Origin of the sequence: Allopontixanthobacter sp., assembly GCF_034376665.1 — a bacterium.
Lineage (GTDB): Bacteria > Pseudomonadota > Alphaproteobacteria > Sphingomonadales > Sphingomonadaceae > Allopontixanthobacter.
In genome coordinates this window covers 17,766-32,843 of record NZ_JAXMJI010000035.1, presented here as the reverse complement: position 1 = coordinate 32,843, position 15,078 = coordinate 17,766, and the positions used below count along the sequence as shown (strand labels likewise).

The window sequence follows — 15,078 nt, the reverse complement described above, 5'->3', positions numbered from 1 at the left end:
AACCACAAGCTCAGCCCGCAGAGAGGCATACTCGCCATCGATCTGGTCGATTTCGGCAATGGCCTCGGGGTTCGTCGCCTTGGCGAGTTCGATGACCGTGGCCACTTTCTTGGGATCGCCGGTAGCTTTGGCAGCATCGATCATCGCCTGCACCGGCGGCGGCAAATCTGCCATCGCGACCTGGTGCGTGCACAGCAACGCGGCTGCGGCGGCGAATGAAGTGGCTCGATAGTTCACCGCACTAGCCCTTCAATCGCAATTTGCCGAGATAGTCGGTCTTGCCCAGCGGCAGGCCCTTCATGCGAAGGATGTCATAGGCGGTACTGGCGTGAAAATAGAAATTCGGCTGCGCAAAGCTGAGCAGGAATTCCTGTCCGGTAAAGTCGATCCGGTATTTGCCGGGAATTTCGAACCGCATGTCCTTGCCGGCGAGTTCCTCGAGTTCCGCCTCGGTAATCGCTTCCAGTTCATCCACCGCCTTTGCGAGCACTTCGCGCAAGCCTGCGAAGCTGTCGGGAAACGGGCTCATGTCGGGCGTGAACACGCCCTCGCGAACGCTCGCGACCGCGTGCGAAGAGTGGGCCCAGCAGCATTTCACCTGATAGGCGAAGGGCAGCATATTCTCCGCCAGCCGCGCTCCGATGATCTCGCTGTGTGGCAGGGAGTTCTCCTCGCAATGCGCCTCTGCCTTATCGACCAGTTTGCTGACGGACCGGGTGATCTGGACCATGCTGGGGATCAGGGCCGAATGAAGTGAAAGCGCCATGGAATTTCCTGTCGGTATTGCCGGCCCCCTCTAGCGGCGGGGGATGCAGCGGTGCAAGGGCGCTTTTCTAGGCGGGGGCGAGTTGCAGCACCGTATCGGTGAGCCGCGCGGCTTCTTCCGGCTGGTGGCTGACGTAGATCATCGGGATGCCGATGGTAGTGCCGATTTCTTCGATCATGGTCAGGATCTCTGCGCCGCGTGCCTGATCAAGCGAGGACAGCGGCTCGTCAAGCAGCAGGAAACGCGGGTTGGCCAGCACTGCGCGGGCCTGGCGGGCCGCAAATCGCAGTTGGGAAGCTGGCTTAGCGGACGCGCGGCCCGCCAAATGGCAGGGGCGGGGGCGGACGGCGCGAACCGCGAGGCAGCTGTGCCTGGAACGCCCGTCCGCAATGTTCGACGCAATAGGGGAAGCCCGGGTTCACGTCCTGCCCGCAGAAATGGAAATCGGGTTCTCCCGGATGGCCCATCGGCCAACGGCAGACCTTGTCGTTCAGATCGAGCAATGTGGTCTTGCCGGCTATTGCGGGACTGGGCTTGGCCGGCACTAGGCGGCGCGGCGGAGCGGGCGGTATCGGCGGCTGCTGGTCGCCCGGACCCTGCCGGAGGAAACCGCCGGGGCCGACCGAGACGATCTTCGGCAAATTGCTCGACGGGTTGGGCATCGGTTGGGACGGAATATCCTTCCCTTCCGGAGTGGCATGGGAAGCTACGGGTGCCACGGGGCGCGGCGGATGCTTCGCTGCCTGAGGGCGCACGGGTGCGGGCCGGGATGCGGGCTTGGGGGCAGCCTTCTTTGCAGTGGGCTTGGAGGCCGTACTTGCCGGGTCAGCCTTCTTGTCGTTGGCCTTTACCGGCGACGGGCGCGACTTGAGGCCCAGGCGGTGCGCCTTGCCGATCACGGCATTTCGGCTCACGCCGCCCAGTTCCTCTGCGATCTGGCTAGCGGTCGATCCGCCTTCCCACATCGTCTTCAGGGTACCAATTCGCTCGTCAGTCCAGCTCATTCACAAGAATCCAATAATAAAACAGCCTCGGCCGGACTTGCCAGCAAACCCTGTTCGCACTAGGCGCGCCGTCATGGCCGATCAAGCCCGCACACAAGAAAACACTGAAAAGACCGGGACCCGGTTACCGGGTTCTGGCACTTTCACTGACGGTAACAACCGGTTCGGCCCACGCGGTGTGCCGATAATATACGGCGTCAATCGCATCGGCCTCTGGAGTCTCTATATTAAGGAGGTTCGGCGATTTCTCAAGGTGCAGACGCAGACGATTTGGGCCCCGGCGGTCACAACCCTACTGTTTCTGGTTATTTTCACCGTTGCACTTGGCGGTGCGGGGGGTAGGCCAGGCCGCGAAGTGCTGGGCGTCCCCTTCGCGACATTCGTCGCTCCTGGCCTGATCGTGATGGGCATGATGCAGAATGCCTTCGCCAATTCCAGCTTCTCGCTGCTGGCGGGCAAGATCCAGGGTACCATCATCGATCTGCTGATGCCGCCGCTTTCCGAAGGCGAATTGATGGCCGGAATCGTGCTGGCGGCGGTCACCCGTGCGATAATGGTCGGCTTGGCGGTCGGTCTCGCGATGTCGCTGTGGCCGGGTGTGTCGCTGGCCATGGCGCATCCCTGGGCAGTCGCGTGGTTCGGCTTGATGGGTTCGGTCATGCTGGCGCTGATGGGCCTGCTTGCCTCCATCTGGGCGGAGAAATTCGATCACAACGCCGCAGTGACCAATTTCGTCATCGCGCCGTTGTCGCTGCTTTCCGGCACCTTTTACGTAATCGACAATCTGTCGCCGCTGTTTCAGGCCGTCAGCCGGTTCAACCCGTTCTTCTATGTGATTTCCGGTTTCCGCTTCGGATTTCTCGGCCAGAGCGATATCGGCGACACCAACACCGCGGTGCTGGGTGCGGCGGCCGGACTGGTGGTGCTGAACATCGCTTTGGCGATCGTCAGCTACAAAGTCCTGCGCTCGGGTTGGAAGCTCAAGGACTAGCGGACCGCCAATTCGGCCATGCCCCGCATCAATGGGTCAGCGAACGCCGCATCCGGTATCGCCCATTCTCGAAATCGCTGAACAATTCGGCCACGCTGGGGTGGTCCACAGGACCGCCTTCGGCATCGGCCAACAGGTTCTGCTGGCTGACGTAGGCGACGTAGGAGGATTCCTCGTTTTCCGCGAGCAGGTGGTAATAGGGCTGCTCCCGCTTCGGCCGGATATGCTTCGGGATGGATTCGTACCATTCCTCGCTGTTGGCGAAAACCGGGTCGATATCGAAGATCACTCCGCGGAAATCGAATATCCGGTGACGCACGACATCGCCGATGCCGAACCGCGCAACCGCGCGCTGGGGCACATCGATGGTGCGTCCGGCCGCTGCAGAAAAGAACTGGGTACGAGCCATGGATCGCGAATATAGGCCTTCGCAGATGCGAAACAAGCCACCTGCCGCGGTACTCCACGACTCTCCCGCGCCGTTGCCATCCGGGCACGCGAGTAAGGGCTTGGCAAGCCGCCGACCTTCCGCTAACCGGCGCGCTCCCGAACAGACTTGGGGCGGACCGGACAGCTGGCCCGTTCCGAATGCGCCGCGGAGAGATGCCGGAGTGGTCGAACGGGGTAGTCTCGAAAACTACTGTGCGGGCAACCGTACCCAGGGTTCGAATCCCTGTCTCTCCGCCAGCGCCCCCTCCGCACTAGTCTCAGCTCGCAGGGCGCGCGCGCAAGTCCGCTGAACAGGCGGAAATGCACCCGACGGAAAAGCCGGTCCCGATGATCAGGGACGCGATCAAGGACATCTCCCGAGGGGCGAGATCGTGCTCGATGCCTTCGGCGCCTCTGGCTCCACGCTCATTGCTGCCGAAGGTAGGAGAGTAATACGAAGCCCTCGAAGCGGGAATTTTCCTTTGTTTGAATCCCTCTGCGCGTGGTAATCTTCCTTAGTGCAGCCGAGGGAGAGACGGCATGTCAAAAGCAGCTTCGCTGATATTCGCCGTCATCGCCTATGCGGTGTTCTTCGCGACTTTTCTTTACCTCATCGCATTCGTAGGCAATTTGCCGATAGTCCCGGTCACGGTGGACGAAGGCCCGACAGCACCGCCCCTGCTCGCCTTGCTGATAAATGTCGCCTTGATTGCCCTGTTCGGGCTTCAACACAGCATCATGGCACGCCAGGGCTTCAAGCGAGCCTGGAAGCGCCTTGTCCCCGAGCAGGCGGAGCGCAGCGTCTATGTTCTTGCCGCCAGCGCTGCGTTGATCATCCTGTTTGCTTTCTGGCGTCCGATAGAAGGTGAAGTATGGAGCGTGACGGGTGTGGGCGCATACGTCTTGTGGACGCTGTTTGCGGCAGGCTGGCTCGTGGTGCTCTTGAGCACCTTCCTGATCAACCATTTCGAACTGTTCGGGCTCCAGCAGGCCTGGTTTTATGTCCGCGGCTGGCAAGCGGCGGCACCGCAGTTCCGGCAGCCATTCCTGTACAAGCTGGTTCGGCATCCCCTCTACGCCGGCTTTTTTCTCGCCTTCTGGGCAACTCCGGTGATGACCTATGGCCATCTCCTCCTCGCCGCTGGAATGTCCGTCTACATGATCATCGCCATTCGCTACGAAGAGCGCGATCTCGTCGGACTCTTCGGCCGTGATTATGACGAGTACCGCCAACGCGTGGGGATGCTGACGCCAAGACTTCGGCGAACGCGCAGCGAACCGCGGTAAGCGGGCGCGGCAAGCGTCGGTTCAGTCAGCCGCGGCAAACGAAGAAGGAAAGCCGCCCGATCGTAACCGTGAGGAGATCTTACCGTGACCATGGGAATAGAAACACGCCGCTTCGATGCACCCGATGACCGGATTGACATGAAAGATGCAGGAGGCATTTCGATTGTCAAAATGGCTCACGGCAACACGGGAATGCACGCCATCTTCGAACCGGGATGGACCTGGGAGAAGGACGAGAAGCCGCTGCTGGGCTTTCCAGACAGCTGTCCTATGCATCACACCGGCTACTGCATCAGTGGAAAGTTGATCGTCCGCATGATTGAAGCCGATCAGGTGACCAGCATCAGCCCGGGTGACTTTTTCGAAATACCGCCGGGTCACGATGCCTATGTCGAGGGATCCGAACGCGTTGAACTGATCCTTTTCGCTCCGCCTGAGCATAGCCACACAAACTGAGTGCCCTTTTCTACCCATGAGAATGACGCTGCTGGTTCAAGCAGATCGTATCGGTGACAAAGTGGAGCCGAATGACCCTGTCTCAGTTTTGCGTATTTGCCACAGTTCACAGCTAACCCAAATCTCACACAGGCGTTGTACCTCTCTTCGGGAAAAGAGAGAATATACAATGCTTCCGACTGAAAAAGACGAGGTCAGACGAGTTGCTGTCCTACGTAAGTTGAAACTGCTCGACACGCCAACACACGCAGGCATCGATCGCATCACACGCCACTGTGCCGACCTGTTTTCAACCCCTTTCGCTCAGGTCTCCCTGCTGGATAAGGACCGACAGTGGTTGCTTTCATCCTTTGGCGTTGAGCTCAGGGAGATTCCGCGCGAAGAATCGTTTTGCCACCATGCGATTGCTGGCGGCGAGCCCTTGATGGTGGAAGACGCATTGGCTGACGTTCGCTTCGCGAACAATCCTCTGGTCACAGGGGAGCCACACATCCGCTCCTACCTGGGCCATCCCATCCGTTCTCCCGAAGGGCACTTTATTGGGGCACTATGTGTCGCTGATAATCGTCCCCGCAAGTTCGGTCCGAAAGATCTCGCCCGGCTTGAGTGCCTCGCAAGAACCGCCGAAGACCTCATCCGTGCTCAGGGCGAGTTTCTTGAATCCGCCAAGCTCAATAAGCTGTTGCGGAGAGAAACTCTCGCACTCAAAAAAAGCAGCCAATTGTTGAAACAAGCCGAGAAGATCGGCGGCATTGGGGCATGGGAGCTGGGACTGAAGTCTCGCACGCTGCAATTCTCAGATCAGATGTATGCTCTCTCCGGGCTCGCAGCGGGCGAGCCAATCGATACGAAGCGGGCGTTAGGATTTTATGCGGAGGAGGACCGCCCCCGCATCAATCAAGCAATTCGCGATGCAGCGATAACTGGTGCACCTTTCGAATATGAGGCCGACCTTTTCACAGCTGACGGATGTGTCAGGCGCATCCGTTGCGTCGGCGAGAGACTGGAAGGTAACGAAAACAGCTCTCCGCGGGTTGTCGGTGTGGTCCGAGACATCTCCGATGCCCACCATGCCATTCTCGCCCTCAAGCGAGCCGCTGATTACGACAGTCTTACCGGCATCTACAACAGACACGCCTTTGACAGATCTTTGCAAGAGAAGATTCAGGAACATCGCCGGACAAAGCAGAAGGTGTCGCTGGTGCTTCTCGATTTGGACGGCTTCAAGGATGTCAACGATACCTTCGGCCACGTTGTCGGCGATGTTGTACTGGAAGAACTCAGCGCGCGTGTGCTGAAGGTCCTTGGTGAGGATACAGTTCTCGCGCGATGGGGTGGTGATGAGTTCGCGCTCCTGCCGCCGCCGGGCTCCTCGCCGATGGAAGTCACCTCGCTCACAGAAGCGGTGCTGGCGTCCATTAAAGGTCAGGTAGCCATCTCTGGACAGAAGCTGCAGTTGAGCGGCACGGCCGGCGTCGCGTGGTTCGAAGATGGCATGTCCGCAAGAGAGTTGATTCGAAGGGCGGATCTTGCCCTCTACGAGGGAAAAAAGCGCCAACGGAGTGCAATTCATTACTACAGCCTTGCTCTGGAAAATTGCAACAAGGCGCGACAGTGGGCGATTGCTGAAGTCCGCGCTGCGTTGGACGAAGAACGCGTATTTGCTGCCTACCAGCCGATCGTAGACCTCGCAGATGGCAGGGTTGTGGGCTTCGAGAGTCTGATGCGGCTCAACACTCGTGCAGGCGGAAGACTGACCGCGACGGAAGTGATTTCAGCTATCCTGGATCCTATTCTTTCGCGGGAGATCACCAAACGCATGCTGCGCTCACTCTTTGCTGAGATAGGTACGCTGCAGGCCGCTCGACCCGGCTTAAGCTTTGTCAGCGTAAACGTGGCAGAGGCCGACCTGCTGAGCCGAGGATTTGCCGAGAAGTTGCTCGCGTCGCTGTCGGAGGCCGGTGTTCCTGCCCAGATGGTCACCTTGGAGATAACGGAAACAATGTTGTTGGTGAACGACAAGGGAACGGTTCGGAACGTCCTGACCCAGCTTCACGACGCGGGGGTAGGTATAGCCCTCGATGATTTCGGCACCGGCTTTTCATCGCTGTCACACCTCAGGGATTTTCCGATCGACAAGGTAAAGATCGACAAGAGTTTTGTTCAAGCGATGACAGGAGATTGGCAGGCTCGGACGATCGTTCACGCGCTCATCGCAATGGCCAAGAACATGGGTATTCAAATTATTGCGGAAGGCATTGAAACCGATGAACAGCTGCAATTGCTCCAGCAGATGGGATGCGGACTGGGGCAAGGATTCCTGTTCAGCCCTGCAATGGATCTCGGCAGTGTGACGTTGGCCGGGATCGGGAACTCGAAAAGGTTTCAGAAAGTAGCGCAGCTCGCGGCATAATTGTTCTTGGTCAATCGTCTTAAACGAAGTGTAGAGGCCTCGAATACGGGCAGGGCAATACGATCCTTGGAGGCCCAATCCCAGGACGCTGGCTGCGCGGCCGCCCTTGGCCGTAACCGACCGGCATCAGGTGGCCTTTAACGCATTGTCTCAGTCTGCCGGGTTATGCTTGGCAAGAAATGCTTCCATGGACTGCAAGAGAGTCAACCTGTCAGCACCGCGGCTAAAATAGTGATCGGCCTTCTCCAGAGAAACAAACTCGCTTGATTTTCCGGCCTTCAGCATCGCCTTGTGCATCAAAACCGATTGTCTGTGATCGACCGTGACGTCCTTCACTCCATGGATGAGAAGCAAGGGAGCCTTGATCCGATCGACAGCATAGAGCGGGGAAACGGCGTTGAAATCAGGGGTCATTTTAATCCAGTGACCCTTGTAGAGATTTTCGCGAATGCTGCCGCCGAAATCGTTTACTTCCTTTCGAAGGGCGGACACCCCTGAGATTGCGATCGCACAGCGATAGAGGTCGGGGTCTTTTGCAATGCCCCACATCGCGGCATAACCGCCATAGGATGCGCCGACGATGCAGACGCGTGCGGGGTCGGCGATATTCTCGCCTACCGCCCACTTGATCCCGTCGGTGAGATCGTCCTGCATTGCAAAGCCCAGCTGACCTTGCCCCATCTTGAGGAAGTTGTCGCCATAGCCGGTCGATCCCCGGAAATTCGGCTGCAACACCGCGTAGCCCCGGTCGGCCAGAAACTGTGCCCAGTAATCGTAAGTCAAACTGTCATGCGCCCAGGGCCCCCCATGCGGCATCACCACCAAGGGCAGGTTTTTGGCCTCGCGTCCCCTCGGCAGGGTAAGCACCCCTTCGATTTCGAGTCCGTCGCGAGCCTTGTACTGAACATATTTGGCGCGAGCCAGACGCCGACCTTCAATCGCCTGATTTACTGCAGCAAATTTTTCAAGTGCCTGCTCTTTGGCATCGAAATAGTAAATCAGGCCGGGATTATCCGATGTCCCTATGTGGACGAGCATCTTGCTCTGGTCATGGCTGAGACTCTGTATCCGGACCTCTGCCATCGGAGCTGCCTGGTCCAGATATTCTTGTGCCTTTTTCAGATCGGGATCGAGCCAGTCAACTCCCTTGCCCTTCCCGCCAAGGCGTATGCCGAGCAGTTTCGATCCATCGTAGGACAGCACCACTCCCTCAACGTCATCATCCTGGGCCTCGTAAACCGTTCGGATGTCCAGATCTGTAAGCAGGTTTCTTTCGATTACAGCTGTCTTGCCCTGTGCATTGCCCTTGATGACGAGTGCATTATCGGTGCCAGGAATGAACATAAACGGTAGATTCAGATCTTCTTCTTCTCCCAGGTTCGCTCTGTCCACGATTCGAAACGAACGACTATTCTCTTGGGCATAAAGCAGTCGGGATTGTTGGTTCCGATCATTGTAGCCGACGCCGATCCGCACCTTGCCGCTTTGATCAGCGCCCCAGTCCATCACGTACTGCTTGCCTTTGGTTTCCACCCGCTTCTTGCCGGTTTCAACATCCAGGCGATAAACAGTCGGCCAGAACGCATCGTCACTTGAATAAATGGATTCTTGTACCGCAACCAGAATGTCGGGGCTGCCGTCGGTTGCCATCCACAGGACATCGGCTGCGTTTTGTGCGGCTTCCCTCCACAGCAGCTTGGTCAGGTTCCCGGTCTTGCGGTTGATCGCTATCATGCGGGTGATGTACCATTGGTCGGTTTGGACCTGTGCCAATCCAATGATGCCGACCAAGATGTTGTCATCGTTGACCCAGCGGATGCTATTGATCTCGGTACCATCTGGTATTCCCACCGTTTTGACTTTGCCGGCGTCGAAACCAAGCGGTGAGATCACTATCTGCTGCTCATTGCCTACAGCGAACAAACCAGCGATATGAGTGCCATCCGGCGATAGCCGGGCCATTTCGATGAAAGGCAGTGTCGAGAACGTTTCGATCGGAAGTTTTTCCGGTGCCTTCTCCGCCTTCTTCACGGAAGCCGCGCTCGGAACATTTGCGCTAACCGGTTCCGCCGCCGGTCCGGGCACCGCTAGGGTTGCCGCCAGTACTAAAGTAACCAGATCAAGCACCTACTTCTCCCCCTTAAAGTGCGCTCATGGCCTCAGCTATAAATGGCAGGTGAGTTTTCACAAGATGCAGTGCTCCCATTCTCCCCCCATGCTTGGCGGCATGGCGATCATTCAGAGCCGCACATTTCTGCAAAGGTCGCCGGTCGGCCGCCATTCCTGTAATGCCGCAAAAGTCGGCCCATCGCGGTTCTGCCGACAGAGACGGGAAGCGACCCGACCGTCTTAAACAAGAAATACAGATCATGACCTGCGATCGAGGAGGCCAACGCGAAGGCTTGTCTTACCCGGAGCCGCCGAAGCGCACGATGCAGCAGGAACCCGCTCAGGCGATTACGTCCTATGCGAAATTCGCCGGACAGGTCCGGGTGGCGCAATAGCAGGTCGGAAATCGCAAGATCACGTGACTTGAGCATCTGCAGACCGTTGCTGGACATGTTTTCAGGATGGACGCGGTAACCTGTCAAGGGCGCTGGGATGACCCCGAAATGGCAGCGTTCGGCCAGTTCGAAATAGAACTTCCAATCTTCGCATCCTTCACCGCCACGGGCACGAAGCGTAGTATCGTAGCCGGTCAATTCCTTGAACAGATGCTCCCTGATCAGGGGGGAGCTTCCGTTTCCGATGAAATTGAAATGCGCAAGATCGGCCAGTACATCGCCCTGGAAGATAGGCAGCGTCCTGAGCCGCTCTATCCGGGAGCGATGGTCAATCAACGCATACCATGTGTAGACCACGCCCACCTCGGGGCCCTCTCGCGCAAACACCTCGAGTTGCCATTCTATCTTCCGCGGATGCCACAGGTCATCCGCATCCAATGGCGCGATGTATTCTCCCGTCGCCGCCGCGATGCCCATGTTGCGGGCAGCGGCGACGCCCGCGTTACCTTGTTGGAGTACGCGGACCCGTGGGTCCTCCGCAGCGTGGCGCTGCGCGATCTCGACCGTGGAATCAACCGACCCGTCATCGACGACGATAATCTCCAAGCCCCGATGCGACTGAGACCGCGCGCTGAGAAGTGTCTCGTCGAGGGTCCGTTCGGCATTGTATGCCGGGATGATGACCGAAACGCGATTTTTCTGACGGGCCACAATTTACCTTTCGGCTTGCAGGATGCCGACCTTTACAGCGAGTCAAAACTTGTGTCTTTTAAACAGGATAGTAAGTTAATTTTGCCGCCACAAGCAATTCTCCCCGGGCGGCGCACCAAAGGTGGGAATGGCTATGCATGTGTTGTTTTCATGCTTTCATTCAAGGTCGGGAAAGCGCACCCTCCTGCGTCCCAGCGCACACGGGAGACCGCTTTGAGCGACAGCCAAGGAAAATCGACAGACGCGCAAGCCGCTTGTGTTTCCGGTGGTGCGCTTGCCCCGGAGTTCGTTTCGGTCATCATTCCGGCGCGAAATGCGGAGCAGACCATCGACGAGACACTGCGCAGCGTCCGTCAGCAAACGCACAAAGATCTCGAGATCATCGTTGTCGACGACGGCTCTCACGACCAGACTACTGCGATTGTGGCTCTCCATGCGCAAGAGGATACGCGGGTTCGCCTGATCTGTCAGGCCAATGGCGGTGTAGCCGCAGCTCGAAACGCTGGCATCGCGGCGGCCCGGGGCGAGCTGGTGGCTCCGGTAGATGCGGACGATGTGTGGCGTCCGACCAAGATCGAACGGCAATTGCGGATGCTGCGGTCCGCCGGCCCGGATGTGGGTCTGGTCTATTGTTGGAGCGCCCAAATCGACCAGCAAGGAATGGTCGTGAACACGCGTGAAATGCCGACGCATACGGGTGATGTGCTTGCGGCACTGTGCCTCGGAAATTTCGTGGGAAATGGCAGCGCGGCCTTGATGCGCAAGTCCTGCGTTCTGGAAGCAGGGGGATATGACCCGTCTCTGCGCAGCCGCGGCGCGCAGGGCTGCGAGGACTGGAAGCTTTTCCTCCGCATGGCCGAGCAGCACCTGTTCCTGGTCGTCGCGGATCATTTGGTTGGGTACCGGCAGACGCCCGCCGCCATGTCGGTCGACGTGGCTCAGATGCTGCGGTCGGATGCTGCCGTGAGATCCGAAGTGCTCGGGCGGCGGCCGGAGTTCGCGCGTACTTTGCGACGAGGCCGCGACATGTATGTCGACTGGCTGTTGCAGCGGGAATTTGCCGCCGGCCGATGGGCCAATTGTCGCCACATTCTCGCCGAGCGCCGGAAGCGGAGGTCGTCCATCAGGGCGTTGCCACGGTTCATTCGGAGCGCGATCGGGAGGGCGCGTCAGAGAAGACGGGAAAGCGGCGTCAGGGATCTTTTTCTGTGCCCTGCCTCGGCGGGTAGTGCCTCCGCGTTTGATCCATCATCATCGGCGGAGTTCGTGCGAGAAGGTCTCGATGCAAAGGCCCTCTAGGTCTGGTGCGCGCGGTCGGCTCACGAGGCTTCGGCAAGTGTGGCGGCGCGCCAGGGATCGTTTCGACAAGCTGGATTTTGTCCAGTTCGGTCTGCGACGTTTCTTCCTTAAATCGCGCGTGAAACACCTGCACGGTCCCGCCCACCTCCACCTCGAACCGGACGCGCTCACCGCCATTACGGTCGTGCGCAACGGAGAGCCTTGGTTGCAGAGCTTCCTGTCGCATCACCGCGCCATTGGCGTACGCCATTTCGTGGTACTCGATAATGGATCGACGGATTCGACGATCGAAATTCTCATGAGTCAAGCCGACGTGACGCTACTCAGCAGCGATGCCCCGTATCAGGCCTACGAAAATACAATGAAGCGCTATCTCGCCGAACGTTTTTGCAGCGGAAGATGGTGCCTTTGCGTCGACGTCGACGAGCTCTTCGACTATCCCGGTTCGGCCCACCTCCCGCTCCAAGGCCTGCTGGCTTACCTGGACGCGCGCAAGTATAACGCGGTCCTCTGCCAGATGCTGGATATGTTCGGCGAGGCACCGCTGAACGCGCCTGCAGATGACTCCGATGAAGAGTTGAAGCACCGCTTTCGATATTACGACATCTCGAGCATCATCAAATCGCCTTATTGGTTTCCCGTGCCGGACGCTCGCTTGCAAATGCACCACGGCGGGATTCGCCGCGCCGTGTTTGGAACGCATAACGGACTTACCAAGGTGTCGCTATTCCGCATGGACGGCGTGCTGCGGCCGTTCGTCGAGTGGCACCATGCCCGCGGTGCCAGCATCGCCGATTTTTCCGCGGTTCTTCTTCACTTCCCATTCGCCAGCGGCTTCTATGCGAAAGTTGCCGAAGCGGTGGAGAGTGGGCGATATGGCTATCTGACCTCAGACGAATATTCCGCCTACCTGGCCGCACTCGACAGGTCGCCCGAGCTGGTACTTAAGGGGGATGCTGCGCGCCTTTACACCGGCGTCGAAAATCTCGTCAGGGAAGGTTTTCTGGTCGCCTCGGCAGACTACGCCGCGCTCGCCGGGCTCCCGACGAACAATTAAGCGGTGACGCTAATCAACCCGCCACCGCCGGGGCGGTGCCATCACACCTTTGCCCCCGACATCCCCGACAACGGTCAGCGGATAGGCATGCCAGTGAAAATCCAGCGTATGGTCCCAGTCGTCCTTGTATAGGCCGACGTTTACGTAATAATTGCCTGGAGCGAGATCCAGGCGATCCAACTGCAGCGCCACTTTCCGGGTACCTGCACCGCCCGGCAGGATCACCCCATCAGCCACGGTATCCAGATTGAGCAGATCCTCCTGATCCGCCGTACCGATCGAAACGACCAGAATGGGGGGATCAACGGGTTTGGAGCTGGCATATTGGACCTCGATCGCGAGTTCCGATCCGGATTCCACGATATTGACAGGACGCCCACCACTCAGCAGCGTGACGTCGAGGATTTCGACTTCAAGCGAGCCGAACCGGTTGACGCCCACCTGCAGCAAAGTGCCGGTCGAAGTCAGGTGATCCGGCGCCGAATTCGGGGTGTGCTGGTGCATCCGCTTCGTCATCTCTGCGCGGTATTCGCCTGCCACCTGATGCGGATTGCCTTTCGCCGCAAGCTTACCTCCATCCAGCCACAGGGCCTGGTCGCAGCTGGCCGCCTGGCTCAGGTCGTGGGTGACGACCACGATGGCTCCCCCTGCTTCCTTGAAGGACTGGATGCGGTGCAGGCATTTCGCCTGGAAGGCGAGATCCCCGACCGCAAGCACCTCGTCGATGAGAAGAACGCCTGACCGTGCATGCGACGCAACCGAGAAACCGAGCCGAAGCTTCATGCCCGCGCTGTAGGTGCGGACCGGGTGGTCGATGAAATCTTCCAATTCGGCGAATGCGACGATCTCGTCGAACCGCGCGCGGACTTCACTGATCGAAAGCCCGGCCACGACGCCGCCGATCAAGAGATTTTCCCGGCCCGTGAGGTCCGGATGGACTCCGCTGTTCAATTCCAGAAGGCCGCTAACCGGCCCTTCTGTTCGGATGGAACCTGTATCCTGTTGCAGAACGCCGCCGAGCAATCTGAGCAGCGTGGACTTGCCCGACCCGTTCCGACCGATCACCGCGAGCATCGATCCGCTCTGCACCTCGAAGCTTACGTCGCGCAGGGCCCAGAACCTGCGGGCTTCGCGCTTGCGCCGCCAACCGCGAAGCATCGCCTGTTTCAGGGTCGGTGCGGCGCTGTAGCTCCTGAACTGCTTTCCCAGCCCTTCAACCTGGACAAAGCCGCTCATTACAGCTCCTCAAGGAAGCGGCGGCGGGCGTCCTCGAAATACCGGAGCGTGAAGTGCAGCAGGATGGCTGATGCAGCGGCGACGGCCAGTATCGGCATGAGGTCAGGCATTCGTCCCTCGATTAACACCGTTCGGTACCCATCCAGGATGTAGTACATGGGGTTGAGCTGCAATACCCAGGCATACTTAGGTCCGATCCGGCCTACATCGTAGAAGATCGGCGTGACGTAATACCCGAGTTGCAGAAGTATCGGCAAAACGTACTGCACGTCGCGGAATCGAACATTCAATGCCGCGACGAAATAGCCGATGCTGAGAATGAACAGAAGTTGCGCCGCGGCGATAATGGGCAGGATGACGATGGTTGCGGAAGTCCGTGCGTCCTCCAGGAAGAGAAGCAGCAGCAGCACCGGGAGGGAAATGCAGAGATTGAGCAAATTGGAAAGCGCGGCGACGAGCGGCAGTGAGGCGACCGGAAACCCCGGCTGGCTAACCAGTCCGGGGTTCGAGGATATGCTGGTCGTCGCTTGTGTGAGCGAAGCCTGGCACCATGCCCAGGCAAGGATTCCTGTGAAGACAAATGAGGCGTACCGGTCGACTGCAATTTCCAGCACCACCTTGAATATGAAATAGAATACCGCAAGGAAAAGCAGAGGGTTAAGGACGGACCAGAGCATTCCGACATGGGTGTTCTTGAAGCGGCCGGCGAAATCCCGGCGCACCATGAGCCGCGAGACCTCTGCAAATCTCTTTAAGGAACCGGTCACCGCAGTGCAGCCCTAAAACGTCCATTCGTAGCGGCAGGGTGCGGGCGCCGCCGATTCAGGAAACCTGGTTTTATCAAGGCTGTCCGCATTGCATCTACTGATAGCCTGTTCTGCCAATTTCGAGAAGTCTGGTCTTCCAGCTAGCCACCGGAGGGCGA

The 15,078-nt window shown here is 58.7% G+C and carries 14 protein-coding genes, 1 tRNA gene and 1 pseudogene; 7 read left to right on the top strand and 9 right to left on the bottom strand.

Translation table 11 applies throughout. The annotated features are described in order from the left end of the window. From U0988_RS03750 to U0988_RS03735, 4 genes and pseudogenes are all read right to left on the bottom strand, one after another. Positions 1 to 237: pseudogene (locus U0988_RS03750) on the bottom strand (DUF481 domain-containing protein); the annotation flags it as partial. A gap of 4 nt (positions 238 to 241) precedes the next feature. Next, the gene (locus tag U0988_RS03745) at positions 242 to 766 is read right to left on the bottom strand and encodes a DUF1993 domain-containing protein (protein WP_322291303.1); all 525 of its coding nucleotides are present in this window, start codon (positions 764 to 766) and stop codon (positions 242 to 244) included. A gap of 67 nt (positions 767 to 833) precedes the next feature. Continuing rightward, the gene (locus tag U0988_RS03740; RefSeq protein ID WP_322291302.1) at positions 834 to 1,025 is read right to left on the bottom strand and encodes a hypothetical protein; all 192 of its coding nucleotides are present in this window, start codon (positions 1,023 to 1,025) and stop codon (positions 834 to 836) included. 43 nt (positions 1,026 to 1,068) lie between these two features. Then, positions 1,069 to 1,770 (bottom strand): GcrA family cell cycle regulator, encoded by a 702-nt coding sequence (locus U0988_RS03735; protein WP_322291301.1) that lies wholly within the window; start codon positions 1,768 to 1,770, stop codon positions 1,069 to 1,071. 73 nt (positions 1,771 to 1,843) lie between these two features. Between U0988_RS03735 and U0988_RS03730 the strand changes: the two genes are divergently transcribed. Beyond that, entirely contained in the window at positions 1,844 to 2,761 is a 918-nt protein-coding gene (locus tag U0988_RS03730; RefSeq protein ID WP_322291300.1) for an ABC transporter permease, read from the top strand. Between the two features lie 28 nt (positions 2,762 to 2,789). On the opposite strand, the gene hspQ is transcribed toward U0988_RS03730, so the two are convergent. After that, positions 2,790 to 3,170 (bottom strand): heat shock protein HspQ, encoded by a 381-nt coding sequence (gene hspQ / locus U0988_RS03725; RefSeq protein ID WP_322291299.1) that lies wholly within the window; start codon positions 3,168 to 3,170, stop codon positions 2,790 to 2,792. 188 nt (positions 3,171 to 3,358) lie between these two features. Here hspQ and U0988_RS03720 point away from each other — a divergent pair. The 4 genes from U0988_RS03720 (at position 3,359) to U0988_RS03705 (ending at position 7,346) form a co-directional block, all read left to right on the top strand. Then, positions 3,359 to 3,448 (top strand) — tRNA-Ser (locus U0988_RS03720). Positions 3,449 to 3,730: 282 nt separating this feature from the next. Continuing rightward, the gene (gene mddA, locus U0988_RS03715; protein WP_322291298.1) at positions 3,731 to 4,477 is read left to right on the top strand and encodes a methanethiol S-methyltransferase; all 747 of its coding nucleotides are present in this window, start codon (positions 3,731 to 3,733) and stop codon (positions 4,475 to 4,477) included. A gap of 84 nt (positions 4,478 to 4,561) precedes the next feature. Further along, positions 4,562 to 4,933 carry a hypothetical protein gene (locus tag U0988_RS03710; RefSeq protein WP_322291297.1) on the top strand — a complete coding sequence of 124 codons (372 nt, stop codon included), beginning with the start codon at positions 4,562 to 4,564 and terminating at the stop codon, positions 4,931 to 4,933. Positions 4,934 to 4,955: 22 nt separating this feature from the next. Beyond that, positions 4,956 to 7,346: a putative bifunctional diguanylate cyclase/phosphodiesterase gene (locus U0988_RS03705; protein ID WP_322291296.1), complete on the top strand. Its 2,391-nt coding sequence runs from the start codon at positions 4,956 to 4,958 to the stop codon at positions 7,344 to 7,346. A gap of 150 nt (positions 7,347 to 7,496) precedes the next feature. On the opposite strand, the gene U0988_RS03700 is transcribed toward U0988_RS03705, so the two are convergent. Together U0988_RS03700 and U0988_RS03695 are read right to left on the bottom strand one after the other, a co-directional pair. Beyond that, positions 7,497 to 9,473, bottom strand: coding sequence for an alpha/beta hydrolase family protein (locus U0988_RS03700; RefSeq protein WP_322291295.1), 1,977 nt, complete (start codon positions 9,471 to 9,473; stop codon positions 7,497 to 7,499). Between the two features lie 107 nt (positions 9,474 to 9,580). After that, entirely contained in the window at positions 9,581 to 10,561 is a 981-nt protein-coding gene (locus U0988_RS03695) for a glycosyltransferase family A protein (protein WP_322291294.1), read from the bottom strand. 15 nt (positions 10,562 to 10,576) lie between these two features. Here U0988_RS03695 and U0988_RS03690 point away from each other — a divergent pair, with 15 nt between their 5' ends. Together U0988_RS03690 and U0988_RS03685 are read left to right on the top strand one after the other, a co-directional pair. Then, positions 10,577 to 11,860, top strand: a complete 1,284-nt coding sequence (locus tag U0988_RS03690) for a glycosyltransferase family A protein (protein ID WP_322291293.1) — start codon at positions 10,577 to 10,579, stop codon at positions 11,858 to 11,860. Positions 11,861 to 11,897: 37 nt separating this feature from the next. Then, positions 11,898 to 12,917 carry a glycosyltransferase family 2 protein gene (locus tag U0988_RS03685; RefSeq protein WP_322291292.1) on the top strand — a complete coding sequence of 340 codons (1,020 nt, stop codon included), beginning with the start codon at positions 11,898 to 11,900 and terminating at the stop codon, positions 12,915 to 12,917. A gap of 9 nt (positions 12,918 to 12,926) precedes the next feature. Here the strand turns inward: U0988_RS03685 and U0988_RS03680 are convergent, their stop codons facing one another. Then, on the bottom strand, positions 12,927 to 14,153 hold the full coding sequence (locus tag U0988_RS03680) for an ABC transporter ATP-binding protein (RefSeq protein WP_322291291.1): 1,227 nt from the start codon (positions 14,151 to 14,153) through the stop codon (positions 12,927 to 12,929). Further along, positions 14,153 to 14,878, bottom strand: coding sequence for an ABC transporter permease (locus U0988_RS03675; protein WP_322291290.1), 726 nt, complete (start codon positions 14,876 to 14,878; stop codon positions 14,153 to 14,155). The genes U0988_RS03680 and U0988_RS03675 overlap by 1 nt, the downstream gene beginning before the upstream one ends. Positions 14,879 to 15,078 lie beyond the last annotated feature (200 nt).

Coding starts and splice junctions, on each gene's coding strand:
- U0988_RS03745 (WP_322291303.1), bottom strand. CDS start 766: ATGGCGCTTTCACTTCATTCGGCCCTGATCCCCAGCATGGTCCAGATC.
- U0988_RS03735 (WP_322291301.1), bottom strand. CDS start 1,770: ATGAGCTGGACTGACGAGCGAATTGGTACCCTGAAGACGATGTGGGAA.
- U0988_RS03730 (WP_322291300.1), top strand. CDS start 1,844: ATGGCCGATCAAGCCCGCACACAAGAAAACACTGAAAAGACCGGGACC.
- hspQ (WP_322291299.1), bottom strand. CDS start 3,170: ATGGCTCGTACCCAGTTCTTTTCTGCAGCGGCCGGACGCACCATCGAT.
- mddA (WP_322291298.1), top strand. CDS start 3,731: ATGTCAAAAGCAGCTTCGCTGATATTCGCCGTCATCGCCTATGCGGTG.
- U0988_RS03705 (WP_322291296.1), top strand. CDS start 4,956: ATGACGCTGCTGGTTCAAGCAGATCGTATCGGTGACAAAGTGGAGCCG.
- U0988_RS03680 (WP_322291291.1), bottom strand. CDS start 14,153: ATGAGCGGCTTTGTCCAGGTTGAAGGGCTGGGAAAGCAGTTCAGGAGC.
- U0988_RS03675 (WP_322291290.1), bottom strand. CDS start 14,878: ATGGTGCGCCGGGATTTCGCCGGCCGCTTCAAGAACACCCATGTCGGA.